This is a genomic window from Chitinophaga sp. G7 BAM 1005 (assembly GCF_057126945.1).
In genome coordinates, this window is record NZ_CP181478.1 from 3,380,634 (window position 1) to 3,407,589 (window position 26,956).

18 protein-coding genes are annotated in these 26,956 nt (G+C 48.9%); 8 read left to right on the plus strand and 10 right to left on the minus strand.

Annotated elements, in window-relative coordinates; all coding sequences use genetic code 11:
• Positions 1 to 27 precede the first annotated feature (27 nt).
• Both ACMXI2_RS13480 and ACMXI2_RS13485 read right to left on the minus strand, forming a co-directional pair.
• The gene (locus ACMXI2_RS13480; protein ID WP_483782084.1) at positions 28 to 933 is read right to left on the minus strand and encodes an SMP-30/gluconolactonase/LRE family protein; all 906 of its coding nucleotides are present in this window, start codon (positions 931 to 933) and stop codon (positions 28 to 30) included.
• A gap of 318 nt (positions 934 to 1,251) precedes the next feature.
• On the minus strand, positions 1,252 to 2,082 hold the full coding sequence (locus ACMXI2_RS13485) for a helix-turn-helix domain-containing protein (protein ID WP_483782085.1): 831 nt from the start codon (positions 2,080 to 2,082) through the stop codon (positions 1,252 to 1,254).
• A 128-nt stretch (positions 2,083 to 2,210) separates the two neighbouring features.
• Here ACMXI2_RS13485 and ACMXI2_RS13490 point away from each other — a divergent pair, with 128 nt between their 5' ends.
• Genes ACMXI2_RS13490 through ACMXI2_RS13500 form a run of 3 tightly spaced genes read left to right on the plus strand, consistent with a single transcriptional unit; the run spans position 2,211 to position 5,084 of the window.
• On the plus strand, positions 2,211 to 3,191 hold the full coding sequence (locus ACMXI2_RS13490) for an NAD-dependent epimerase/dehydratase family protein (RefSeq protein WP_483782086.1): 981 nt from the start codon (positions 2,211 to 2,213) through the stop codon (positions 3,189 to 3,191).
• A complete protein-coding gene (locus ACMXI2_RS13495) occupies positions 3,188 to 3,967 on the plus strand; it encodes a DUF1295 domain-containing protein (RefSeq protein ID WP_483782087.1) in 780 nt (259 codons plus the stop codon). The genes ACMXI2_RS13490 and ACMXI2_RS13495 overlap by 4 nt, the downstream gene beginning before the upstream one ends.
• A gap of 10 nt (positions 3,968 to 3,977) precedes the next feature.
• Positions 3,978 to 5,084 carry an ABC transporter permease gene (locus ACMXI2_RS13500; protein WP_483782088.1) on the plus strand — a complete coding sequence of 369 codons (1,107 nt, stop codon included), beginning with the start codon at positions 3,978 to 3,980 and terminating at the stop codon, positions 5,082 to 5,084.
• Positions 5,085 to 5,158: 74 nt separating this feature from the next.
• Here the strand turns inward: ACMXI2_RS13500 and ACMXI2_RS13505 are convergent, their stop codons facing one another.
• The gene (locus tag ACMXI2_RS13505; RefSeq protein ID WP_483782089.1) at positions 5,159 to 6,301 is read right to left on the minus strand and encodes a redoxin domain-containing protein; all 1,143 of its coding nucleotides are present in this window, start codon (positions 6,299 to 6,301) and stop codon (positions 5,159 to 5,161) included.
• 276 nt (positions 6,302 to 6,577) lie between these two features.
• Here ACMXI2_RS13505 and ACMXI2_RS13510 point away from each other — a divergent pair, with 276 nt between their 5' ends.
• Genes ACMXI2_RS13510 through ACMXI2_RS13520 form a run of 3 tightly spaced genes read left to right on the plus strand, consistent with a single transcriptional unit; the run spans position 6,578 to position 12,311 of the window.
• Positions 6,578 to 7,714, plus strand: coding sequence for an efflux RND transporter periplasmic adaptor subunit (locus tag ACMXI2_RS13510; protein WP_483782090.1), 1,137 nt, complete (start codon positions 6,578 to 6,580; stop codon positions 7,712 to 7,714).
• Between the two features lie 18 nt (positions 7,715 to 7,732).
• Entirely contained in the window at positions 7,733 to 10,888 is a 3,156-nt protein-coding gene (locus tag ACMXI2_RS13515; RefSeq protein WP_483782091.1) for an efflux RND transporter permease subunit, read from the plus strand.
• A gap of 37 nt (positions 10,889 to 10,925) precedes the next feature.
• Positions 10,926 to 12,311: a TolC family protein gene (locus ACMXI2_RS13520; protein ID WP_483782092.1), complete on the plus strand. Its 1,386-nt coding sequence runs from the start codon at positions 10,926 to 10,928 to the stop codon at positions 12,309 to 12,311.
• Here ACMXI2_RS13520 and ACMXI2_RS13525 read toward each other — a convergent pair.
• The 3 genes from ACMXI2_RS13525 to ACMXI2_RS13535 are packed head-to-tail and all read right to left on the minus strand — an operon-like array spanning position 12,279 to position 13,678.
• Positions 12,279 to 12,917, minus strand: coding sequence for a ClpP family protease (locus ACMXI2_RS13525; protein WP_483782093.1), 639 nt, complete (start codon positions 12,915 to 12,917; stop codon positions 12,279 to 12,281). The two genes, ACMXI2_RS13520 and ACMXI2_RS13525, sit on opposite strands and share 33 nt — an antisense overlap.
• A gap of 1 nt (position 12,918) precedes the next feature.
• On the minus strand, positions 12,919 to 13,176 hold the full coding sequence (locus ACMXI2_RS13530) for a hypothetical protein (RefSeq protein WP_483782094.1): 258 nt from the start codon (positions 13,174 to 13,176) through the stop codon (positions 12,919 to 12,921).
• Positions 13,157 to 13,678 carry an RNA polymerase sigma factor gene (locus tag ACMXI2_RS13535; protein WP_483782095.1) on the minus strand — a complete coding sequence of 174 codons (522 nt, stop codon included), beginning with the start codon at positions 13,676 to 13,678 and terminating at the stop codon, positions 13,157 to 13,159. Before ACMXI2_RS13535 ends, ACMXI2_RS13530 begins: the two co-directional genes overlap by 20 nt.
• Positions 13,679 to 13,990: 312 nt before the next feature.
• Between ACMXI2_RS13535 and ACMXI2_RS13540 the strand changes: the two genes are divergently transcribed.
• Positions 13,991 to 15,655 carry an ABC-F family ATP-binding cassette domain-containing protein gene (locus tag ACMXI2_RS13540; RefSeq protein ID WP_483782096.1) on the plus strand — a complete coding sequence of 555 codons (1,665 nt, stop codon included), beginning with the start codon at positions 13,991 to 13,993 and terminating at the stop codon, positions 15,653 to 15,655.
• Here the strand turns inward: ACMXI2_RS13540 and ACMXI2_RS13545 are convergent.
• From ACMXI2_RS13545 to ACMXI2_RS13555, 3 genes are all read right to left on the minus strand, one after another.
• A complete protein-coding gene (locus tag ACMXI2_RS13545) occupies positions 15,644 to 17,797 on the minus strand; it encodes a hybrid sensor histidine kinase/response regulator (protein ID WP_483782097.1) in 2,154 nt (717 codons plus the stop codon). The genes ACMXI2_RS13540 and ACMXI2_RS13545 overlap by 12 nt on opposite strands.
• 130 nt (positions 17,798 to 17,927) lie before the next feature.
• Positions 17,928 to 19,889 carry a WG repeat-containing protein gene (locus ACMXI2_RS13550; RefSeq protein WP_483782098.1) on the minus strand — a complete coding sequence of 654 codons (1,962 nt, stop codon included), beginning with the start codon at positions 19,887 to 19,889 and terminating at the stop codon, positions 17,928 to 17,930.
• Positions 19,879 to 22,194, minus strand: coding sequence for a WG repeat-containing protein (locus ACMXI2_RS13555; protein WP_483782099.1), 2,316 nt, complete (start codon positions 22,192 to 22,194; stop codon positions 19,879 to 19,881). The genes ACMXI2_RS13550 and ACMXI2_RS13555 overlap by 11 nt, the downstream gene beginning before the upstream one ends.
• Before the next feature lie 295 nt (positions 22,195 to 22,489).
• On the opposite strand from ACMXI2_RS13555, the gene pafA reads away from it, so the two are divergent.
• A complete protein-coding gene (pafA, locus tag ACMXI2_RS13560; protein ID WP_483782100.1) occupies positions 22,490 to 24,130 on the plus strand; it encodes an alkaline phosphatase PafA in 1,641 nt (546 codons plus the stop codon).
• Positions 24,131 to 24,181: 51 nt separating this feature from the next.
• On the opposite strand, the gene ACMXI2_RS13565 is transcribed toward pafA, so the two are convergent.
• Positions 24,182 to 26,716, minus strand: coding sequence for a phosphocholine-specific phospholipase C (locus ACMXI2_RS13565; RefSeq protein ID WP_483782101.1), 2,535 nt, complete (start codon positions 26,714 to 26,716; stop codon positions 24,182 to 24,184).
• Positions 26,717 to 26,956: the final 240 nt, after the last annotated feature.

Here is a 26,956-nt window from a genome sequence, read left to right on the forward strand (position 1 = left end):
TGACCGCAATATTACAACTTCCGGGTGTTATTCAGCGCCTTTTACGTTCATACGCAGGGTATAGATGCCCTTTCCGGCGGTGATGAACAGGATATTATTATCTTTCCCGCCAAAACACGCGTTGGCGGTCCACCCTTCCGGAACGGGGATCTGGCCGATCTTTTGCCCGTCTTTATTGATTACAGTAACGCCATTTCCGCACAGATAAAGGTTGCCTTGTTCATCGAGTGCAATACCATCCGTAGTTTTTTCCGCCATGAGGTATTGATCGGTTAAATGGCCGTCTGCGTTCACGTTATAGCGGTATACTTTGCCGGCGCCGATATCCGCCACATACACCAGTTTCCCGTCGCGGGTACCGATAATACCATTGGGCTTCTTAATATCTGCCGTAGCCACTACGGCTTCTTTGGCGCCGGGCGCCAGGTAGTATACGTTTTCTTCTTTCAGATCAGGTTGCTTGCGCTCCCAATAGTCGCGCTGATAATAAGGATCGGTAAAATACATCCCGCCACCGGGGGCCACCCAAACATCATTGGGGCCATTGAACTGATGACCGCCGAAATTATTTAACAGCACCTTTATTTTTCCTTTGGGAGAGATGGACCACAACTCGTATTTCTCATCCGCACACGCTACCAGGTTGCCTTTGCCATCGAAATACAATCCGTTGGCGCGACCAGCCTTCTCTACAAAAACAGACAGCTTCCCTTTGGTATCGTACTTCCAGATCTTATTATTGGGCTGATCTGTAAAATAGATGTTCCCTTTTTTATCGGCAGCAGGGCCTTCCGTAAAATCGAATTGTTTTGAAACCAGCTCCAGCCGGGCATTTTCAGCCACCGTTGGTGGAATGGTATCCTGTGCAACCGCATCTGCACTGAGATAGCAGCAGGCGCCTAACAGTAACGTGGAATAAAATTTTAACCGCATATGACTCCGTCAATTTTTACAATTGTAATCAATCCTGCGGAGAATTTTTTCTAAAAATGATAGTCGTAGTAGGAAGAGGGGCAATAGACAGGATATCATATTTATTTATGGAGCCGGCTATGTAAATAGCCCGCCTACAGGTAAACATGATATTGATTTTGGGGTAACCAACGCTGGATGACATATTACCCGATTTTAGAATGGCGTTCTATACAGGTATTGGGATGCTACTCCTATGGAGAAAGGTCGTACGTTGATCGTGGCGAAATTATCGTGATTAATGGCAGGGACATAGTACAAAAGCGACATCTTTTACTTTTACACCATTATTTTGTGCAGCCGGATGGTATTGGTGAGTTCTTCTTCATGGATAAAGGAAGGGGTAATGCCTGCAAATTTTTTGAAGTCGCGGATAAAGTGCATCTGATCATAGTAACCGCTTTTATAAGCGATCTCGGTCCAGGTTTTCTCTGGGAACTGTTCCTTTAGCTGGTAGGCTTTGCAGAACCGGATGAGCCGGGCATATTGTTTGGGCGGCATCCCCAGCCGTTCGGTACATTTCCGTTCAAACTGCCGCAGGCTCAGGCAGGCAAGCGACGCCAGGCTTTCTATGCTACCATTTCCACCGATGTTCACCAGGGCAGCCATTGCTTTGTCTACCGGCAGTATCGGCTTTACCTGGGATATTTTTTTAAGGAGATAAAATTCAACGATACTTATCATGTGATCCCAATCATCGGCTTCTTTCAACCGTTCGGTGATTTCATCAATTTCATTACCACCCATTAGTAAGCGGGTATCAAAATCCTGGTCGTATATTTCAGACATCGGAATCTTGAGCAGGCGGTGCAGGCCGCTGGGTTGAAAACAGATACACAGCGCCAGGTGCCGGCTTCCCATGTCCAGGGTTACCGCCTGCTCCTGCGGCCCGATGGTTACACAAACTGTTTTGGTAACAAAGTCGTTCCTACCCGCCTTCATTACTTTGATCGGGTCTTCCAGGTAAAATATAATATACCGCTGGTAGGCGGGCACAAACCTGTAAATGTTTGACAGCGCCTTGTTTTGGGTAAAATCTACTTCATAGATACCCAAATAACTCACGAGATCCCTCAGAGCCGGATGAGGTTTGTAATTTATTGATTTCATGGACATGTGGGCTATAGGTGCTCAGTACTGCATTCTTCTGAAACAAATATATACAAATATTAAAAAAGTCAACCAAAGCGACCTATAAGCGTTATCTTCTACGGGTTAATTCTATTTTATATTTGAAGATGAAAATTGCAATAACCGGAGCTTCCGGCTATATAGGCGGTGTACTGGTTCCCCTGTTGTTATCCGACGGCCATACCCTGCGGCTGCTTACCCGTAAACCGTTACCGGAAACGGCCCCGGAGGGTATCACTTTCGTACAGGGACACCTGTTAGAAGAAGCGGCTATCCGCCGCCTTGTTGCAGGTGCTGATGCTGTGATACACCTGGCAGCAGTGATTTCGGTAGATGACCGGCCCGATAAAACCCTCTTTCATATCAATGCCGGTGGTACCCGGTTACTGGCCGCCGCCGCACAAGAGGCCGGCGTCAAAAGGTTCATTCACCTCAGTTCCGTTACCGCGTACAACCAGGCGCCCTACGACCAGCCAATGGATGAAAACCGCGACGTGGTAAAAACCAAGCGCTACGGTTACGACTATTCCAAAGCAGTGTCGCAGGCTATTGTGCTGGAATATAACGGCAACGGTATGGAAGTGATCGTGCTGGCGCCAACAGCTGTAATGGGGCCATTCGACCGTCAACCATCATTGATAGGCAAAGCGGTTATTAATATGTACAAAGGAAAAATTCCCGCCCTCATTCCCGGCGGCGTTGATTTCACAGATGTGAGGGATGTGGCGGGAGCCATTGTGAGTGCTTTAAGCCGCGGAACTCCCGGCGCGGTATACCTCCTTAGCGGCGAGTGGGTATCACTCGTTGCCCTGAACAGGGAAATCGGCCGGATAAAAGAACAGCCGGTAACGCTGCGGGTAGTACCTTTGTGGCTCGTATTCAGTATGCTGCCATTAGTGAGAATACTGGCGGCCATCAGCGGCGGACCACCTTTTTATACGCGTCAGTCGGTGTACAACCTGATTTACAGTAACAAAAAAATTGATCATGCAAAGGCCACTGCGGAACTCAATTTCCGGCCGCGGCCTTTTACGGAAACCCTACGGGATACAATTGATTGGTTCAAACAAACAGGCGCTATCAAATGATTGACTATTTACCACTCCGCGGTTATGTTGTTTTTGTTTGTTGCTGGGCGCTCACCGGCATTGGCGCAGGCATTTACCTGTTACGCAGGGAAGCGCCCTACGGCCGCTACAGCAGCAACCAATGGGGACCCATGATCTCCAACAAACTCGGCTGGCTGCTGATGGAAGCTACTGTGCTGGTTACCTTCCTCATATGGATCCCGCTCCGTACTTTTCAATGGCGTTCCCCCGCCGGCGTTATGATCTTTCTTTTCCTGCTGCATTATGTACACCGGAGTTTCGTATATCCGTTCATGATACGTACCAAAGGCAAAAAAATGCCGGTGGTAATTATGCTGTCGGCTATGTTGTTTAATACGGTGAATGGCTCCCTGCTGGGCATATGGTTTGCGGCCTTTGGACATTACCCGGACAACGCGTTTATTTCCTGGTATTACACACCCCCGTTTATAATCGGCTTGTTTTTATTCCTGGCAGGTATGGGTATCAACTGGTGGTCGGATTACCAGCTGATACACCTGAGAAAAAAACATGAAACCGGTTATAAAATACCGCAGGCCGGGCTTTTCAAATACATCTCCTCTCCTAACCTGGCTGGTGAAATCATAGAATGGGGAGGCTATGCATTGCTTACCTGGAGCCTGCCGGCACTGGCCTTCTTTATCTGGACCTGCGCCAACCTCCTGCCCCGTGCAATGGCTAACCACCGCTGGTATCAGCAACAATTCCCCGAATACCCGGCCAACAGAAAAGCATTACTTCCTTTTATCTGGTAACAACACGCATATGGCAAAGAAGTATAGTCAGTTTAAAGCAGCGTTGGTGATGGCAAAAGCAAGCCTTATCGCCACCCTGCGAAGCCCTACTTCGGTTGTATTTGCACTCCTGTTCCCGGTTATTTTTGTTACGGTTTTTGGCGCAATGGTGGACAATACCGCTGTGAAAGTAAAGATCCGCCTGTCGCCCCACAGCGACAGCTCCAGCCCGATGTATGCAGCCATTAAAGCCATCCCTATCTTCGACCTTTCCTATGGCAGCGATTCAGCGGCGATGCTGTCGGATCTGAAAAAAGGAAGGATTGCCGGCGTTCTCTATCTTCATGCACCCACCGTAGTAAACGGCCAGCCCCAATTCCGGACGGATCTGCTGGGGAGTAGTGCAGTAGCGGATAAAATGCCGCTGATCCAGGCGGCATTGCAGGAAGCCGCCAGCAAGGTAAACCAACGCATACTGCCGGATCAACCAGCGCCCGCTTCCATTTATGTAGTGAACATTCCCGGCCGTGTATATCGCCAGATAGATTTTATTTTACCGGGACAGCTGGGTTTTTCCCTGCTCATGGCGGGCGTATTCAGCTCTGCATTCCTGTTGTTTAACCTAAGGCATACGCTCGTACTGAAACGCATATACGTAACGCCGGTGAGCCGTGCCGCCATACTATTGGGAGAAATGCTCAGCCGGTTATTATTCCAGATCATCTGCTTTATTATTATCACCGCGCTGGGATATTTTGCGTTTCAGTTCACACTGGTAAACGGGCTTCTCACGTTTATGGAAATGCTGCTGTTATCTGTTTTTGGATTGGTGATTTTTATGGGCATCGGTTTTATTATCAGCGGCATGATCCGCAATGAAAGCTCTATTGCGCCGGTGGCCAACACGCTCACCGTACCACAGATATTACTGTGTGGTTTATTTTTCCCGATAGATAATTACCCGGTATGGTTACGCACTTTTTGCGAATTATTACCACTTACTTTTTTTGTAGACGGGTTACGCAAAATTGCCTTTGAAGGTTTGCATATCTGGCAGATACCGCTGCAACTGGCGGGCCTGATCGTATGGGGTATACTGATTGCGGGATTATCCATCCGGTCGTTCAAATGGGAATAATAAGTTGCCGGTTCACTCCACTGAACCGGCTGTTGTATTTAATTTATATGACTGATATAGGAGATGGTCCCTTATTATTTGTTGACGATTAACCCCGTCAGCTGTTTATCCAGTTGTTCGCCACGGAGATTCTTTGCAATAATTTTTCCATCCGGCGCAATCAGGTAGTTGGTGGGTACGCCCCGTACGCCATACTGGCGTGCCACCGCATTATCCCAGTATTTAAGATCGGATACATGCACAAAGTCCTGCAACCCATCTTTTTCAATGGCGCCCAGCCAGGCAGCCTTCTTCCCCGGCTGATCCAGCGATACGCTCAGCACGACGAAGTTTTTATCATGAAACTTCTTGTAGGCAGCCACTACATTAGGATTTTCTGCACGGCAGGGTCCACACCAGGAAGCCCAGAAATCGAGTAACACGTATTTCCCCTTAAAGTCGGATAACTTCACGGGGTTGTCGTTAATATCATTTTGGGTAAAATCCGGTGCGGACGCACCAATACCCAGTGCCTTTTCGGTTTCCATCGACTGGTAAAACTCCTGGCCGGCAGGGCTTTTCTTCAGCGCAGCCGTAAGGCTGTTGTACATAGGCGTTAGCTCCTTCAGGTTCATATTATTCATTACCGCCAGCTCTTTCAGCGCTACAATGCTGAAAAAAGAGTTGGGGTTTTCGCTGATAAACCGGCGCTGCAGCGCTTTCTTTTCATCAATGGCCGCATGGAAGCGCGTATTCAGCTTATTGGTGAAGGTGGTATCATTCCTTTGCGCAGCTGTAGCGCCGCCAAAATCCTTATTGATGCCTGCCATTGCAGAGTCGTAGGCCGAAATAAATAATTTATACCGGTCGTGTTCCTTGTTTACAGGCGAACCGGTAATCACTGCATCGCTGATGTTGCCCGTACCGGCAATGGTAAAGGTAGCGTTATCCAGGTAAAGCAGCCGGCGGTCCGCATCAGTCCCGTGGTTACCAACACCTGTACCTTTATGATCCACCGTCAGCATCACCAGGTAGGGCGACTTCAGCGTGCCTTTAAATTCAAAGCTGCCATTTTTGATAACGGCCGAGTCGAGAAAGGTTTCCCCGTTCACGCGCCGGTCCAGATAGGCTTTGGCGCCGGGTTCCACCTGTCCCACTTTACCTTTCAGTGTGTATGCCTGCTGTGCAAAGGTCATGGCCGGCAGCGCCAGTGCTCCTATTAACATCCCTATTTTCATAAATTAACTTTAGATAGTTGGTTTATGAAGAGATAAAGCAGGAAACCACGGTAATCTTAGCGTTATTCCAGTTTTTTTTATTCCACACGGTGGCGCCTGCGCGGCTTTAACAGTAGTTAACATTGTCATAATAAACTAATTAGCCTGATGCCCGTCTAATATCCCGTAGCCAGCTACCGGATAATTATCGCCTGTTTTTGAACAATACCATCAAACGGATAGTTACTCATAGTACCTGATTGCTGTCTGTATTATTTAAATGAACCGTAAAATGCTATGAGTAGATCTACAATTGCTCTTCTGCTGTTGCTGTTATGTGCCTGTAAAAACAAGAAACAAGGGAGCACACAAACCGCTGTAAAGCCTTACCCTGTTATTGTACTGCAACCTAAAAATGCCATCATCAATGCCGACTATCCCGCCACCATTCAAGGTATCCAGAATATTGAGATCCGTCCCAAGATAGATGGATATGTAGATGCCATCTACATCGACGAAGGCGCTACCGTAAAAAAAGGACAGCTGTTATTCCGTATCAGCGCGCCGCAATACGAGCAGAATGTAAATACTGCCCAGGCCAATATTAAAATAGCGGTGGCAGATGTAAATGCCGCACAGATGCAGCTCAACAAGGTAAAGCCCCTGGTAGAAAAGGACATCATCAGCGCCTATGAACTGGAAGCTGCGGCCTATAACCTCCAATCCAAACAGGCCGCACTGGCGCAGGCCCAGGCAGCGCTTAACAATGCCAAAACCAATTTAAGCTATACTACTATTTACAGTCCGGCCGATGGCGTGATAGGTATCCTGCCTTACAAAATAGGCAGCCTGGTAAACAGCACCACGCCCAACCCGCTGACGACCGTTTCCAATATTACCCAGATCTACGCGTATTTTTCTATCAATGAAAGACAGGGACTGGATTTCTTCCTGGCCTCCAAAGGCGCCACCATGCAGGAAAAGCTGGCCACCTTGCCGCCGGTAACACTGGTGCTGGCCAATGGCATTGTGCTGCCCCGCAAAGGACGCGTGGAAACTGCCAGCGGTTTAATTAACCCTTCCACCGGGGCACTCAATATGAGAGCCACCTTTTCCAATCCCGATGGGTTGGTACGCAGCGGCAGCAGCGCCATTGTACGGATACCCCAGCCGGTAGATACCGCGCTGCTGGTGCCGCAAAAGGCCACTTTCCAGATCCAGGGCAAACTGTTCGTGTATGTATTGGATGCAGATAATAAAGTAAGATCAGTAGACATCGGCTCTAATGCCAGCGCCGCCGGGCAATCGTTTGTAGTGCAGCATGGCGTGAAAGCAGGCGATAAAATAGTGGTAGACGGGATCAGCAACCTCCGGGAAGACCTGGTGATCAATCCCCGCCTGGTAAACGCAGACAGTGTTTACAACAGTCTCTGATCCATTTAAAACAATATCATGTTAAAAAGATTTATAGAGCGGCCGGTATTATCAACAGTAGTGTCTGTCATTATTGTGACGCTGGGCATACTGGGGCTGGTATCACTACCCATCTCCCAGTATCCCGACATTGCCCCGCCCACCATACAGGTGCAAACCTCCTACAGCGGCGCCAATGCCGACGTGGTGCTGAAAAGCGTGGTAGTGCCGCTGGAACAGCAGATCAACGGCGTGGAGAACATGGATTATATTACCTCTACTGCCGGTAACGACGGCTCCGCGAATATTACCGTTAGCTTTAAAATTGGCAGCGATCCCAATATGGCGGCAGTGAATGTACAAAATGCGGTGGCCCGCGCCACACCATTGCTCCCGCAGGAAGTAACCCGCTCCGGCGTTACCGTGCAAAAGAAGCAGACCAGTAACCTGCTCATCTTCTCCGTTTACAGCACCAATCCATCTTTCGATCAAACCTTCCTGCAAAATTATACGGATATCAATATCACCCCGGTCATTAAACGTATCCCCGGTGTGGGCGATGCTTCCGCCTCCGGTAACATGGACTACTCCATGCGGATCTGGCTCAATACCCAGGCAATGGCTTCGTACGGACTGGTACCCGCAGATATCACCGCCGCGCTGGCCGAGCAGAATATCCAGGCCGCTCCCGGTCAGTTTGGGGAAAGCGGCGGACAATCGTTCCAATACGTGATCCGGTACCCTGGCACACTCATCGACACCACCCAATTCGGCAACATCGTGTTGCGCTCCAACCTGCGCAGCCGTTTGCTGCGGATGAAAGATGTGGCCCGCATTGAACTGGGCGCCCTCAGCTATTTCAACAGCACCCGCACCAACGGCTACCCCGCAGTTTCCGTAAGCGTTGCACAGGTGGCCGGCTCCAACGCCCGCGATGTGATCCGCGAAACACTGAAGGTAATGGACGAAGCCTCCAAAACATTTCCCAAAGGCGTGAAGTATGTCGTGCTGCAAAACGTGGACGACTTCCTCACCGCCTCTATCGATAAAGTACTGCATACGCTGGTGGAAGCATTTATACTGGTGTTTGTAGTGGTGTTTATTTTCCTGCAGGACTTCCGCTCTACACTGATACCGGCGATATCCGTTCCCGTAGCCATTATAGGCACCTTCTTCTTCCTCAAACTGTTTGGATTTACCATTAACCTGCTTACCCTGTTTGCGCTTATCCTGGCCATCGGTATTGTGGTAGATGATGCGATTGTAATTGTGGAAGCGGTGCATGCACGCCTGGATACCGGCTACAAATCCGCCCGCAAAGCGAGTATCGACGCACTGGATGAAATATCCGGCGCTATTATTTCCATCACGCTGGTGATGTCTGCCGTATTTATCCCCGTTAGTTTTATCGGCGGATCTTCCGGCATTTTCTATAAACAATTCGGGCTTACGCTGGCCATTGCTATTGTGCTTTCAGCGATCAATGCGCTTACGCTGAGTCCTGCGCTCTGCGCCATTTTCCTGAAGCCTCACGGGAAGGAACATACGAAAATGAACTTCCTGCAACGTTTCTATCAGGCGTTCAATGTGGCTTTTGAAAGACTCACAAAACGTTATACCAGTACCTTGCGTTTCTTCAGCAAACGAAAGTGGATCCCGGTTATTATCCTCGTAACTTTCTGTACAGGACTGGTGATCCTTGCCAGGATGACACCCACCGCTTTTGTGCCGGAAGAAGATCTTGGTACGGTAAACTGTAACATCAGCCTACCGCCGGATGCTTCGCTGGAACGCACCGATGTGGTGACACGCAAAATTGAAAAGATAGCGGCCACCATACCAGAAATCAACAACGTGCTGGCTGTTACAGGACGCGGGCAATTATCCGGCACCGGCAGCAACTACGCGATGGTGGTGATGCGCCTCATCCCCTGGAATCAGCGCACCCGGAACATTCAGCAGATCATTAAGGAACTGAATAAGAAAACCGCGGACATGACCGAAGCAGAGATCAAATTCTTTGCTCCCGGCACCATCCAGGGTTTTGGCGCCTCCAACGGGTTTGCCTTTCAGCTCCAGGATAAAACCGGTGGCGATATTGCGCACTTTTATAAAGTAAGCAAAGACTTCCTCACCGTATTAAACCAACGGCCGGAAATCCAGTTTGCCACCACTTCTTTCAATCCTAATTTCCCGCAATACCTGATGAATGTAAACGTGCCGAAAATAAAGGATGCCGGGTTAAATGTAACAGATATCACCAATGCCATGCAGGGATATTTTGGCGGTATTTATGCTTCTAACTTCAACCAGTTTGGTCAGCAATACCGGGTAATGGTGCAGGCTTCGCCGGAGTTCAGGATGACGGAAGAAAGTTTGAATGCCGTATTTGTGCGCACCGGCGAGGGGGTGATGGTGCCGATCACGGAATTTGTGAGTCTCTCGCAAACCTACGGCCCGCAAGCCATTACGCGGTTTAACCTGTTCAATTCCATCAGCGTAAATGGTACGCCCAACTCAGGGTTCAGCTCCGGTGAATCTATTGCCGCCATCAGGGAATCGGCAGCGGAAACATTGCCAGCCGGCTTTGGGTTTGAGTTTTCGGGACTTAGCCGTGAAGAATTAGCAGGGAGCAGTCAAACTATTTTTATCTTCCTGCTGTGCCTCATCTTTGTGTACCTGCTGCTCAGCGCGCAATATGAAAGTTACCTCTTACCCTTTGCCATCCTGCTGGCAATACCGGTGGGCATTTTCGGCGCGTTCCTGTTTGCGCAGCTGTTTGGTGTGAGCAACAATATTTATGTACAGATCACGCTGATCATGCTGATAGGATTACTCGCAAAAAATGCGATCCTGATTGTAGAATATGCAGCGGAAAGACGCCGCGGCGGAATGAGTATTGCAGAAGCGGCGGTGAGCGGCGCGCAGGCCAGGCTACGACCCATCCTGATGACGTCCTTCGCCTTTATCCTCGGCCTCATCCCGTTGATGCTGGCCTCCGGCGCCGGCGCCAATGGTAACCGGTCTATCGGCACAGGCGCTGTTGGCGGAATGCTGGTGGGTACTGTATTCGGTATATTTATTACACCTACTTTGTTTATCATCTTTCAAACCTTACAGGAAAAAATAAAACGCGCGCCGGAAGAAGAAGATGAAGAAGACGCGCAGCCGCCGGTAACAACACCGGCATCTTAAAAAAATTCTGCCGCAGGCAGATCTCAAAACAGGTAATATGAATGGTCGTAACAGCATATATATTTTACTCACTGTAGTCCTGGCAGGATTCCTAACTGCCTGTGGCATCACGAAGACTTACCAATCGCCCGCCATCACAGACAATCACCTGTACCGGGATGTAAATACAACGGATACCAATAGTTTGGCTACCGTTCACTGGAAAGAAATTTTCACGGACTCCCTCCTGCAACAACTCATTGACACCGGTATTCAGCACAACCTCGACCTCCAGGTGGCATGGTCGCGCATGCGGCAGGCAGAAGCCAACTATTCGCAAAGCAGGCAGGCACTGTACCCCGCTGTAAATGGCGATGTAAGCGCCGCCTATGCCGGCGCCTCCAACCAACAGCGTACAGGCAGAACCGTTATACCGCAGCAATACAACGCCGGGCTCGCCGCCACCTGGGAAGCGGACATCTGGGGTAAGCTGCGCAGCAGCAGGCGCGCTGGTTTGGCGGCATTCCTGCAGGCATCCGCCAATGCAAGGGCCGTACAAACCGGGCTGATTGCCGGTATTGCCACCAACTACTATAACCTCACCGCACTGGATCAGCAACTGAAAATAACGCAGCAAACCGTAGTAAACTGGCAAGCCACCGTAGAGGTGATGAAAGAACTGAAAAAGGGAGATGTGGTAACCGGCGCGGCGGTAGTGCAAAGTGAAGCCAGCAGGTATGCCGCAGAAGTAACGATCCCTGATCTGAAGCAATCGATCCGTGAAACAGAGAACCAGCTGAACCTCCTGCTGGGCCGCGCGCCTGGCCCTATCAGCCGCAGCAGCATGGACGACCAGCGACCGGTAATGTTGCTGAAAACCGGCGTGCCGGCACAACTGCTTGCCAACCGGCCGGATGTGCAGGCGGCGGAATATAACCTGCGTTACTATTATGAACTGACCAATGTAGCGCGTACGTATTTTTACCCCGCGCTCACTATTTCTGCTTCGGGCGGTTATACCAGCTACCTGTCACTCACGGGACCGGGCTCCTGGATCAGCAACCTGGCGGCGGGTTTAACACAACCCATCTTTAACCAGGGCATTAATAAAACCAGGCTCAAAGTAGCGAAAGAGCAGCAGGAACAGGCGGCGCTGGACTTCCATACCGCGGTATTAACGGCCGGACAGGAAGTATCGAACGCATTATATTCTTACCAGACAGCCCTGGAAAAAGGAAACTCGCGGCGGCTGCAATTACAAAATCTGCAATTGTCGGTTGATTATACGCAGGAACTGGTGCGGTACGGATTTGCCAATTACACAGAAGTATTGAATGCGCAACAGAGCCTTTTAGCGGCGCAACTGGGCAGGATCAACGATCATTTGCAGCAGTTACAGGCAGTGGTATTTTTATACCGTGCGCTGGGCGGCGGCTGGCAATAGTTCCTGCCGGAATGCCAGCGCAGGCAGTGTAGCAGCGCTGTTCAGCACTTCATCTACCAGCCCGAAATCCCGGGCTTCTTCCGCAGCCATGAAATGATCATTCCGGAAAGCGTGCGTTACTTCTTCCACGGAGCGACCCGATTGCAGGGCAATGATCTGGAAAAGTTTTTGCTGCAGCCGGCCCTGTTCATTAAAGGCAATACGCACATCTTCCGTATATCCTTTGGCGCCGCCGCTTGCAGGATGCATGTGAATAGTGGCATTGGGCAGCGCATACCGTTGACCGGTAGCGCCGGCAGTAAGAATGATAGTACCCATGCTGCCGGTGAAACCCATTGCCATAGTGGATACCGGCGATTTCAGCATTTTCATGGTATCATAAATGGCCATGCCTGCATACACAACGCCGCCCGGGCTGTTGATGTACATATTAATAGGCCGGTGATTTTCACTGTCGAGGTACAGCAGCTGCGCCACAACCAGGTTAGCCACCTGGTCGTCGATGGCGGTGCCGAGAAAAATAATCCTTTCTTTCAGCAACAGGCTGTATATATCAAATGCCCCGCGGCTGTCGCCGTCGATTACGGTAGGAACCAGGAATGCCATATTATTTAAAAATGGAGGTGATGGAATTATTGAAAGAAGTATCCTGCATGAGGCGCAGGAAAAGCTGATCCAGCTGTTGGCGTTTTTCTTCGCGGGCGAGCCAGCGCACCAGCTGCAACGTTTTGCGCTGATACTTCACTTTTTCCCGCAATGCAGGCGCCACCAGCATCCTGGCCTGGAACACCAGCCGGGAGGAAACAGGCATTTCCCGCAGCAGGTATTGTTCTATTTCCTGTGCTTCAGCTAACTGTTTCCGCATAATCTGATTGTTTAATTTGTTCCCTTACTTTTTCCAGGCATTTGTATTTCTGTACGCTGGCAGAATGTTGTGTTTTAAAATTAAAGCCTGCCGTTATTTCCTGTATGGAAAGATGATCATAATAAAATGCGTGCAGGAGCTGCAAACACTTTTTCCCGGCGGCTTTCACATACTCCAGTACCGGCTTTGCCACAGGTGGAGGCGCATAATAATCTGCGGGCACACCAATATCGCCGTCCATGTCATCCAGTGGAATATGCGGACCGGATTGTTTTAGTTTCCGGATAGCAAGAATCCTGGCGATGCCTGTAATGTATGCTTCCGCAGGTACCCCGTCAGGTAGTTTGTTTTGCTGTTGTTTTTCGAGATAGATAATTACAGCATCCTGGAAAATATCTTTGGCCATCTCCAGGTGGCCACCCATCCGGTGTATGACGCCTGCTACCCGTGGCAGGGTGTTCCGGTATATATCTTCCAACCATTGATCTTCATGAGTACGCATATAAGCCTGGTTTTATATACTAGTGTCACTAACCGGTGAAATATCACCCAAAATTTAAGAATTTTTTTCTACCTTTGCCCAACCATGTGATCAATACACTACATACAATAGCAGGCTGATACCTGTATACATGCCGCTCCGGCGTGTTTTATCTCCCGTTTCCATATTTTTTTACCGTTATACAGCGATGCTGCTGCATACGCTGATTTATTCAACTAAATTTTACTGCCATGAAAATGCGTACTGTCATTTCCCGACCCGCTAACCCGACGCTTCCTGTCGTCGCCATTGTTCATTTCAAAGTGATTTCACATGCTTATCAGCGCACAACAAGTCAGTTACCAGCTTCCATCGGGGCAGTATTTATTCCAGGATGTCAGTTTCACGCTTCATAAAGGCTACCGGGCAGCTATTGCGGGTCCCAACGGCGCGGGCAAATCTACTTTACTGAAGATCATTGCCGGCCAGGAAACTGCGACTTCCGGCACTATCCGGACTATAGAACCATGCTATTATGTGCCGCAGCATTTTGGCCATTTTAATACGCTCACCGTGGCGGAGGCAGCAGGCACCGCACAAAAACTCAATGCCCTTGCATTAATCCTGGCGGGCGAAACCAGTCCGCACCTGTACGACGTGCTTGGGGACGACTGGGACATTGCCGCGCGCAGTGAAGCGGCCTTTGAAAAATGGGGCCTTCGTGCATTACTACCAGATCAGCCTTTGTCCACCCTCAGCGGGGGCGAAAAAACACGGCTCTTCCTGGCTGGTATCGACATCTTTGAGCCATCGGTGGTGTTGCTGGATGAGCCCACCAACCACCTCGATTACCACGCACGGCAACAGCTATACGAATGGATGGCCGTCACATCGCGCACGTTGCTGATTGTGAGCCACGACCGGCAGCTGCTGCGCCTCTGCGAGCCCATCTGGGAGCTGCAACCCAATGGCATAAAAACGTACGGCGGCAACTACGATTTCTACGCAGCGCAAAAAGCGGTGGAAGCAGATGCGTTGCAACAACGCGTAGATCACCAGGCGAAAACGCTCAAAGAAGCCAAAAAGCAGCGGCAGGAGGCCATAGAGCGCAAACAACATGCCGATGCACAGGCGCGGAAACAGGCCAAAACAGGAGGTATTCCAAAAATACTGTTGAATGGCAGGAAAAATAATGCAGAAGTATCTACCGCAAAAATAAAACAGGTACACACGGAAAAAGTGGAGGAACTGCGTGCCGGCTGGCAGGAACTCTCCGCTATGACGCAGATCCAGCGCATGATGAAGGGCTATTTTGAGCAGTCCACCCTTCATACCGGGAAAGTGCTGGTGCAGGCAAACGAGGTGAATTTCGGATGGCCTGCAGCACAAGCGGAACTCCCGGCCCCTGATCACCAGCCATCCAACGAGCCAACAAGGTTGGCATCTCCGGAAAATATGCTTTGGATAACGCCCCTCACCTTTACCATCCGCAGCGGCCAGCGGCTGGCCATTACAGGGCCTAACGGCAGCGGCAAATCCACCTTGCTGCAATTGATACTGGGCAGGCTGGCGCCGTCAACGGGCGAGCTGTATACGGCCGATACGCGCAGTTTGCTGCTGGACCAGGATTACACGCTGATCGACCGGAGCAAAACGGTATTGCAGCAGGCATTGTCTTACAACAATAACCTGCTGGAAGTATCGATGGTAAAAACGATGCTGGTGAATTTTCTTTTTGGTCCGGATACCTGGGATAAGTTGTGCGCAGTGCTCAGTGGCGGCGAAATGCTGCGACTGGCCCTCTGCAGCATGACCTTACAGGACAAAGCGCCCGACATGATCCTGCTCGATGAGCCCACCAACAACCTCGATCTGCAGAACATTAATATACTGACGCAGATTTTCGGGGAGTATAAAGGCACACTGCTGGTTATTTCCCATGATCCGGATTTTATTAAGGAAGTAGGCGTGGATGATGTGCTGGCGTTAAACACGTAGGTGCGCCATGATCGCTTTGTAAATATCCTTTTCCCGGAAAGGCTTCAGGAGCCAGCCGTTGAAGCCGGCCTTTGTAAAGGCGGCTTCATCGTCGGCGGAAATGTTGGCGGTTAAAGCCAGCGTTACCACTGCTGCCTTTCCGGGATCATTGTCTTTCCGGATATGTTCCATCACCTCGATGCCATTCAACCCGGGCATATGCAGGTCCAGTAAAATGAGGTCGTAATTATATTGCTGAAACAGTTCGAGCGCGGCTTGTCCGTCGGTAGCCATATCGAAGCGGCATTTCCAGCGGGTGAGGATCAGCTTCAGCAACAACAGGTTCATTTCCTGGTCGTCGGCAATAAGTACGTAGCGGCCTTCCATGTGTGCGCCCACCATTTCGGCCCCTTCGTTGCTATGCCGGGGCACCATCAACGGGATGCTTACTTTTTCATAAGGGATCCGGCAGATAAAACGGGAGCCTTTCTGCAGTTCGCTCTCCACCGTAATATCTCCTCCCTGCAAACTAATCAGGCGTTTGGTAATAGCCAGTCCCAGCCCGGTACCTTTCAACTGGCTTTTGGCATTCCCTGCCTGGAAGAACCGCTCAAACAGGTGTTGCTGCGCTTCCGGGCTGATGCCATCGCCGGTATCCGCAACGGTAAACCGGAACTGCCACTGTTTTTCACTTCCGGGTTCCAATATAGCCGTTACCGTTACTGCGCCTTTTTCTGTGTATTTAATAGCGTTGCTGATCAGGTTTGACAACACCTGTTTCAGGCGAAAGATGTCGCCATTTACCTGCCCGTTACGATCTCCTTCAAAGCTTACATTAAACTCCAGGTTTTTCTTTGCCGCCTGGACGCGCATCATATTTACAGTATCATTAAATACCTGGTACAACACAAAAGGTTGCAGGGTGAAAGATATATAATCATGTTCCAGTTTTGAAAAGTCGAGTACATCGTTCACCACCTGCACCAGCATGTTGGCAGCTGAGTCGATAGAGGTTACCAACTCTTTCTGGACGGGGTTCAGCGGGGTATACGACAGCTGTTCCGTGAAGCCTGCCACCGAAGTAAGCGGCGTACGCATTTCATGGCTCATGTTATTGAGGAAGTCTGTGCGCATACGGGTTTGTTCTTCCGCGGCCAGTTTACCGGCTTTCAGCAGGCGGTTGTTTTTACGCACCTTCCAGGCAGCAGCGGCAATTACTGCCAGGCAAATCAACAGGGCTATTAAACCGGTTAGCACAATACCCCGCATTTTGGCCGTACTACCGGTAACCACGTTGCGGGCGGCCTTCTTTTCTTCCCGGCCCTGCATGGCGGCATGTTCCCGCAGGGAAATCAGTAATACTTTCAGTTCCTCCATCATGGCGATGTTGGCGCCTGCTAATGACGATTCGTTTTCATTCAGCTTCATCCGGTTGAGGAGCTGCTGTTTCAGAATATCTTTATAATAGCCGTTGATATCCGTTACTACTTTCTTCAGCTGCATGGCATCGTAGGTTTCCTTGTCGATCACCTTTCCGCTCTTCGTTTTCACCACAATACTGATCTGCGCTTTCACCGTATCTTTTTTATTGGAGAAGGCATTGCCCAGTCTTTTGAAAATGTTCTTCTTCCCGGCAGCCGGCTGTTGCACATTATTCACCGTGTCTATTGTTACCTTCTCTTTTCTGATCTGCTTCACAGAGTAAGCCGGGATGCCACTAAGCAGCTGATCAATCATTTCATTTTTGATGGAACGGGTGAGCATAGAATCGGTAGCCTGCTTCAGCGAAGCAATTTTACGGGACAGGTCTTCTTTCTCTTTCATCAAACCAGCAAAGGATACGCCGGCAGATTTTCCATTCAGTGAACTGCTGATAGTATCTATCATAGACAAAACGTTACCAAGATCCGCCGAAAATATTTCGAGGTATTTCCGTTGATACAAGGCTGTATACAAACGGAAGTTGTTCTCTGCATCATTGAGTGTAAATAATGCGGAGTCCATTAAATGAACGGATGGATTTTCCTCCATCAACGTGTCTGTTGCCTGCAGCAACCTTTGGGAGCTTTGGCGATGGATCTTATAACCGGAAAAAAACAATACCACAAGCAACAGGAAAACCAGTGCCAGTGACGCGACAAACAATAAAAGCGACTTCCGCATATAGCTAATCAGTTTTTAGGGTCACTACTATATGACGTCCAATAACAACCGGGGATTCTGGTACTTTCTATTATGGTTACTTTTTCGACTTGCTAAAATAGGGTTTTAATATTAGCCGTCAAAAAAAATGCTATAGTCCGGGAATGCCGTATATCCCGTACGGACTAAAAGCTACGATGCCGGTAATTTTAACAGGCAGAAAACTCCCGGTGGCAGTAAGGTACTGATACGTATCTCCTGTTCTGCAAAGCAACGGGAACCCGTACTGTACTTCCGTGGCGCCATAGCCAGGTATTTCTTCCAGCATTACATCGTCAAAAACCTGTTTGCTTACCGGTTGACCGGCTTTATCCAGCACGATAAATTTACCGGCTTTTTGCGCCAGGAAGCCCTGCCCGTTCTTTTCCACGAGTAAGCGATCGTATATAGGAGGCACCATCACCTTACCGTTGCTGCTGGTATAACCGTAAAGCGGATATTCTCCATTGGCCGTTTCTTTTTTCAGCAATTGGGATTTCTTTTCCTGGATAAGTGGCGCTTTAGGCGCAGGTACCTTCATGCCATTGTGATTAAAGAAAAGTTCCCTGTAGCCGCCTTCGGAAGTGTTTTGGGATACAAATAATAAACTGGTGTCTGCCGCCGATACGCTGATGCTGTGATAGGTGGCAGGGATCAGCATTTTCTTGTTCCTGATATCATACACACCCGCGCCTGTTTCTTTCTTTACCGCTACCAGGCCGGGTACCAGGCCATCCAGTTGTTTGTAAACCACGGGCAATACCTGCTCCCCTGCTGCATTATACAAGCCGTATTTCTCCTGGTAACTTACTTCCAGTAAATCCATACCGGGAGCAGTAACTGTAGTGCGGTCGATATCAAAGAAGGCGGGTTCTACTACTTTCCTGTTCACCGGGTTGTAAAAACCATACAGTGCTTTCTGTTTGAGCTTGAAGAGAGGAACCGGGAAATATTTATCCGGCGTTGTTATTTCGTTGTAATCTTTTGCCAGTAACTTTTTACCGGTGGTATCCGTGAGATTGTAGTTACCATCAACAGGAATAATGAAATACTCCCCTGATGCTGTGATATCGCCTTCGTATGCCGGGGCGATGATTACTTTTCCATCTTCCCGGAGGATACCTGTTTTACCGTTTTGGGTGATCCGTAGATAGGGTCCGCTTTCTGTTTCGTCGTACACATCGCTGATATCATCATAAATAAAATCGGCTACTGTAGCGCCGTTCTGCCCGATCAGTCCATATTTCCCGTTCTTTTGCGCTTTCAGTAAACCATTACCTATTACTGTCATGCCTGTATACTCCGGCGCCGCGTATTCTTTTTTTGTTTCCAGGTTGATGGTTACTTCGTGTCCCTGCTTTTTTAAACACTGTACCCAGTTGTCGCTGCGCATAAAGGCGTGTTCATGTTCATATTCAAAAGGCATGAGGATGTTGTTATCAAAGTCGATGATGCCCCATTTACCATTTTTCTGCGCAAACAGGTAATCTCCTTTCCGGCCGCATCCTCCGCAGTAGTCGAATGATTCATAGATGGCCGGTATCAGCAGCCGTTTTTCCGGTGTACTGTAAATGCCCCATTTACCACCGGTTTTCACATCAAAGTGTTCATCATCCAATATGCCTGCGTCTTCAAACTGCAGCGGCAGCAGCAGCTTGCCGTAGGTATCTGCATAGGTCATTTTACCCTGCTGATGCAATACCAGGTAAGTTTTCCATTTCAGTTCGATGGTATCATATACAGGTGACAGCAGCCATTTTCCATTGCCGGCAACAATGCCTGTTTTGCCGTTGCTGCTTACCAGTAACATGGTTTCCTGCTCGTTGGTTGTAATCAGGGAGTGTCCTCCTTCATCTGCCGGTGTGGTGCTAACCGGGTGATACATGGCAATGATCTGATCAAATACTTTCTTACCGGCGGGATCGATGTACCAGCTTTTTTCAGCTTCTTCCATACGGGCAAAACCGCCATGAAACACGGATCCCTGTTGTGCTGATAAAGTGTGGGCTGCCAGTAAAAAACTACCTGCCAGTAAAGAACGTATATGCCTGCCTGTTATACCTTTAATCGTCATATCCTTTTTTCTTCAGTGATTTATATGGGAATGCTTTCCCCTCTGCATCGATGTAAAAGTACCATTTACCTTCCTGTACCAGTAATGGAAAGATATTTTTTCCATATCCCTGGTTAGTGTCCATGTCATCATAGATGGCGCGAATGATCATTTTACCGGTGGCATCTGCGATGCCGTACTTACCTGCGCGGGTTACCTGGAATAACTTTTCATCTTTCCGGTAGCTGATATCCTCAAATTCTACCGGTAAAATTATCCTGCCCAGGGCATCGGCTACGCCATACTTGTTATTGCGTGATATCTTGAAAAAAGGCGAATCATAGATATTGTCGATATCCCCGTATTCGGTGGGGAGTAATACTTTACCTTCTTTTGTGATCAGTCCTTTCAGGTCTCCTTTTTTTACCACGAGCAGGTTTTCCATGCCCAGAATATCATCGGCTGTAACAGGATAAACAATTTCTTTATTGCGGTTGATAATGCCGTACAGCGTATGTTGTGGGGTGCTGTCTATTCCCGCCAGGGCGAGGCCGTTCCAGAAATCCCCTACAAAACTGTAGCCTTCAAAAACCACTTCTTTCCCGTTGGTATCTACAAACACATTGTTGCGGGCATCGCTCCATATCTTTAACAGCCCGTCATTGAATCTTGCACCGCTCCTCTTTTCGCTTTCCGGCATCAGCACCCGGGTGGCCCTGTCTTCTTTAAACTCCCAGCGTTGGCTGCTATACAGCGTATTGCCGGCGAGGTCAGTGAGTATACTGGTGGTGGTGCCATCGTTGTTATACTGTGTTTCCACGATCCTGTTGGTATCTACCACGGTAAAAAATCCATACTTTTTTCCGCCGCGGATGATCTTTCCTGTTATATCTGCCAGTGAGGAGGTATCGCCATTGCGCAGGAGCAGTATCCGGCTGTTTCGCCACTGCATCCAGTCGTACCTGGCGGGGATGATTTCTTTACCGGTGATGATGTCAACCAATCCTATCCGCTCTCCTTTTGAAACGGGCAGGTAATTTTTTTTGCTTTCCCCGGCGTTATCATCCAGGTAGGAGAATCCGCTGCCGTAGCCATTTACAAAACCATCATAAGCCGCTGGCAGGATCATTTTTCCATCCATTCCCAATAGTCCTGTTTTACCATTTTGTTCTACTGCCAGCCAGGGAATGTCCTGCCAGGAGAAAGGCGTTATGCGGCTATATGTACGAGCTGAGAGATTCTTTCCATTGGCATCCAGCAAACTGGTACCGGTGGCATCGCTTACCAGGAATACCGCAGGTATTGGCGATCTCTCGTCCATTGTTGTTTGCCCGGGCGCCATTATTATGCCGTCGTCATAAGCTTCCTGTCCTCTTGCATTGATGGCTTTAATATCACTGTATCGTGGCGGGATGATCTCTTTGCCTTCGGCATTTACCACGCCGTATTTATTGCCTATGCTTACTTTCATGACATTGCCTGTCCTGGTGGCTGTGCTGTATTGAAACGGGAGCAGTGTTTTACCATGCGAATCCACGAAACCTGTTTTATCATTTTTTGTAACGGCAAACAGTTCCTGGGTTGGTCCCACGGCGCATTTATCATAGACAGCTGGAAGAACGATCCTGCCGCTTTTATCCATCACGCCGGCTTTACCATTGGCCGTAAAGCCCATATAAAGATTACTGCCACCGAGATAATCAAACGATTCATATTCCGCCGGAACAATGATGGCGCCGTCTTCCGCTACCAGTCCAACTTTACCCGCCTTTTTTATTTGTATGGTGTTATCCCTTACGTAGCTCTTATCTGCGTCTTCGTATATGGGTTCCTGTAATACCTTACCGGTTTTAATCTCTATCCATCCCCAGCGGCCATCTTTCTTCATTTTCAGTACATGGGGCGTGAGCGTGCTTACCTCACTGTATACCGGCGGGCAGATAACGTTGCCGAGTGTATCTGCGGCGCCGTATTTTCCATTGAGCCGGGTAATGACAAAGCAATAATTTTTTGAAGAATCGTGATCATCATGTTCATCAGCCAGGATTACTTCATCGTATTTGAATGGGGCAATGATCTTACCGGCATTGCTAATAGCGCCATAAGCATTATGTTTCACGGCTACGATGGTATTATAGTAGCCTATATTTTCCGTTTTATCTACCAATACTGCACCGGAAATATGCAGCCATTGTTTTTGCTGGTTAATCAATACCGGGGCAAACTGTCCATCGAACCTTCCGAGGTAGCCCGCAACCACGGGCTCTTGTGCATGCAGGGATATGCTGTTTAAAAGGAGTCCTGCCAGTAAATATCTTTTTCGCATCTGTTTTACTACATTCATGAAATGGTATTCCGCTTATGAAAAGATATGCAAATATGCGGATCTTTCAGAAAACGGGAATAATTTATATCTCGTTAAAAAGATATCAAATACTTTTCCTATGAAGCCAGCCATCCCTGTTACCAGGTGCGTTATGTTCCCGTATTGCCGTTACTGGTTTTCCCGGTGATTACTCATTTCCGCTCAACGAAAAGGTGCCGGGTTTTATTATTTTTTTATTACGTTTGCCGATTCCCATTTTGGGGCGTGAACCTAAGAAATGAAAAAAATCTGCATTATGAACGGAATGACTAAATCTGTTGCCACTGCATTCCTGGGCGCGTTCACAGCGCTACAGGGGCTCACCGCAGTAGCCCAATCGAATGAAAAGCCTAAGTTGATTGTAGGCATTGTGGTAGACCAGATGCGCTGGGATTATTTATACCGTTACTACGACCGCTACGAAGCGGGCGGCTTCAAACGTATGCTGGGGGATGGTTTTTCCTGTGAGAACACTTTTATCAGCCACCTTCCCTCCTTTACCGCCGTGGGGCACAGCACCATTTATACGGGCAGTGTTCCCGCTATTCATGGTATTACCGGCAACGACTGGCCCGATCAGCTTACCGGCAGAAAATGGTATTGCACAGAAGATACTACTGTACAAGCCGTTGGCAGCAGCAGTTCCGCAGGCAAAATGTCGCCGCGCAACCTGCTGGCATCCACTATTACAGATGAATTAAAACTGGCCACCAACTTCCGCTCTAAAGTAGTAGGCGTATCACTAAAAGACCGCGCCTCTATTCTTCCCGCGGGACATACGCCCAATGGCGCTTTCTGGCTGGACGACAGCAACGGCAGCTTTATTACCAGCACCTGGTATATGAAAGAACTGCCTGAGTGGGTAAAACGTTTCAACGACCGCAAAGAGCCGCAGCAGCTGATGTCTAAACCCTGGGAAACCCTATATCCCATCACTACTTATGTACAAAGCAGTGAAGACAACGTAAACTGGGAAGGTACTTTCCCAGGTGAAAAAGCGCCTGTTTTCCCTCATGCACTGAAAGATGCTTATAAAAAAGATCCGGGTAACCTGAGGTCTACTCCCGGTGGAAACACACTCACACTGGACTTTGCCAAAGCTGCCATTGAAGGATATGACCTCGGTAATAATACCGCGACCGACTTCCTCACCATCAACTGCGCTTCCACCGATTATGTGGGCCATAAATATGGTCCTAATTCCATAGAAGTGGAAGATACTTACCTGCGTCTGGATAAAGACCTGTCGGCTTTATTCACGTACCTGGACCAGCGCGTGGGAAAAGGTAACTACCTCGTATTCCTCACGGCCGATCACGGCGCGGCTCATGCCATTAAATTTATGGAAGAACATAAGCTGCCATCCGGCATAACAGAAAGCAGGAAACTGGTAGCAGGCCTGGACAGCACCCTGAATGTGCGTTTTGGCGTAAGCAAACTCGTATCTTCATTTATGAACTACCACGTGAGCTTCGACAAAGCAAGAATTGCTGCGTCAAAACTGGATTACGATGCCGTGAAGAAAGAAACCGTGAAATACTTTGAGGCACAACCGGGGATCCAGTTTGCCGCCGACCTGGACAATATCGGCGTGAATCCTTTGCCGGAGCCATTGAACACAATGGCGATCAATGGCTACAACCGTAAACGTACCGGTTCTGTAATTGTGATTCCTGAGCCAGGATGGTTTGAAGGTTCGCTGAAAGGCACCACCCACGGCAACTGGAATCCTTTCGACATCCATATTCCGCTGGTATTTATGGGATGGCATGTAAAACATGGCGCTTCCAATGAAACCGTGTATATGACAGATATTGCCGCTACCCTGGCTGCCATGCTGCATATACAAATGCCGAATGGCTGTGTAGGCAAACCGGTAAAAGAAATACTGCAATAATATACTCCGGGAGGATTTCCATTTAATGAAAATCCTCCCGGATTTTTAGATTTATACGCGGCCCATAAATGGATCTGTTATCCCTTCTGCTCCTGTTTCCACTCTTCCTGCATACCGCTGACTAAACGTATCAAAGCCTGCAGCCTGTACGCTGAAATCGTACCAGCCGTGGCTTTTCTGCAGCGGCAATACCAACTCCAACGTGGCCCCGGCGGCAATGCTCCGCTGGATTGCTTTTCCACCATACGCATTATCTGTAATACTGAAATCACGCGCACTACTACCGGTATTGGCTACACGTAAAACCAGGTTACCGGTTGCTTTCTTTTTCAGCTTGCCGTTTGTTTCATAGCCCAGTTCCAGGTCCAGCTGCGGATGTTTTGCGGAGCCTTCAAACGCGCGGTAAAATCCATTGGGGCCATGCAGGTGCAGCTGATAACGGTTATCCGCAAAGGCATTGGCCGGCCACTCATACGTGATGGTATCGCCTGCGGCTACCGCAAACGACCATGTTCTTCCTGTTTCTGTTTCACCGGTTTGTTCGTTTTTATAAGGAAGATTGGTGTATACCGTAAACGGAGCGCCATGTGCGCGATCACCGAACAATTGTTTATCCGCCTTCATTTTCAGAGTCAGCAATTGCCCGCCGGCTTCCCACCGGCCATCCGCCAGCAGTTCATAAGGCAATGCGCAGGAAGGGCGCGTACCTTTTTCCTGTTGTAAAATCGTAGTGCCGCTGCCGTTAGCAAAGGCTTTTACATCTTCGCTGGTGATCTTTTTAAATCCTGCGGGTACTGACTTAAAGCGGGCGTTATTAATATTTTCCACTACGTGGCGCTGATCCAGGAAAATCTGCCGGGCCGGTGTGGTGGTATTAAACGGACTGAAGGCAGCAGTGAGATCGCCGCTGATGGTGCGTCTCCACTGACTGATATTATCCAGGTGCACCTGTTTGTTTAACTTCTTACTAAAAAATGTTTCCAGGAATTGTAAGGTAGAAGTATGTTCAAATACCTGTGAGCATACTTTTCCTCCCCTGCTCCAGGGCGATGCAATCATCATAGGCACCCTGAATCCCAGTCCTACCGGGGCTTCCCGGGCCTGTTTTTCACTTATGCCCTGTTTCAGTTCATGTGCCAGCCGTACCTGTTCTATTTCCGTATCTATTCCTGCTGAGCATTTTCCTGTACCGGGTTTGCTATTATCGCAGATGGAGAAAGGTACCACATGGTCGAAGTAACCATCATTTTCATCATAGGTAACAATGAAAATAGTTTTCTTCCACACCTCCGATTTTTGCGTGAGGATATCCAGTATTTCAGATACGTACCAGGCGCCGTACCAGGGAGCGCTGGGGTGATCGGAGAAGTTCTGCGGGCCTGCCAGCCAGGATACCTGTGGCAATGCGCCTTCGTTCACATCCTTACGGAACTGGTGGAGTACGTCTCCGGCGGGTACCGTGATGGTGCGTTCCTTTGATCCGTCTTTATAGCTTACTTCCGTTACGCTCCGGAATGCAGGATCGTTTTTATTGACTACGAAAGCCCGCTGGTACAGCGATTTCTGCTGGTCCGTTAATTTCGTATAGCTTTCTTTATTCCATTTCAGCAGTTCCTGGGTGGCGTTGTCCAGCACTGCCTGTTTTTTGGAGATGTCGGTGCGGATCTTTGCAGCGGCAGCATCCGAAGAAGGGCTGGCCTCCTGGAGTTTATTGATTTCGTCCGGCAGGGTTTCCACCTGTTTCAGTAATCCGTTTACATAGCGTTCGGAGAACTTCACGTTATAGGCAGTGAAAAATTCCAGGAGGTTACAACCAAAGTTTGCGAGCCATGCCCTTTCTTCCCCTTTCCATCCGCCGCCACAGCTGATTTCATTCTGGTAAAATTTCCAGGCAATATTATTTTCTTCCAGTAATTCCGGGAATGTTTTCCAGGGCAGTTTACCATAGCTGAAGTCATCATTGCGGATATATGCTTTTGGCAATCCATCTTCCTCGTGTACAATTTTACCCGTCCAGAAAAAGGAGCGGTTGGGCGTGGTGCTGGTCATGGCTGAGCAGAAATTCTGATCGCATACCGTGAAAGCGTCTGCCATTGCGTAGTTAAAGGGAAGATCCTCGCGGGTATAATATCCCATTGTTAAAGGCATGGCGGCGTATTCTTTGTTGCCGGGTGTTTTTGCGATGAGCCATTTATCGTAGCGGCCTTTGTTGTAGGCATCAACCTGGCTGGGTCTGGAGTGCGGCAATGCGCCCATCCAGGTGGCTTTGGTATCTTTGATATTAAGCCGGAAAGGTGCGTAAGTATCGCCTGCTGCGTTGGATTGAAACCACACCGGCTTTGCGTCTGGCAGCCATACGGCGCGCGGGTCGTTGAATCCGCGGACACCCTGTAAAGATCCAAAGCAATGATCAAAGGAACGATTCTCCTGCATGAGGATCACAATATGTTCCGCATCGAGGAAGGTGCTGCCGGGAGCGGGATCTATTGCCAGTGCCCGCTGAATGGATGCGGGCATCATGGTAGATAAGCCAGCTGCACCAGATAATAATAAAGATTTTTTTAGAAATTCTCTGCGTGAGTCCATTTATATTCCGATTGAGTGGGTTTTACATTGTTCATCTAACAAAATAAAAAACATTCTCAAAGAATGCAACGGCGTCTCACATTATGTATTTGTTATCCGGTATATACGGCTATGGATGAGGACAACCGGTAAGTGTATGCCATTCGTGTTCGGTGCGGGTCATGAGGAGGGCATTGTCGAAAGATAAAAGGCACACCAAAACAGTCATTGGCAGGGCTCAAAAAATATTGAACAAATGTT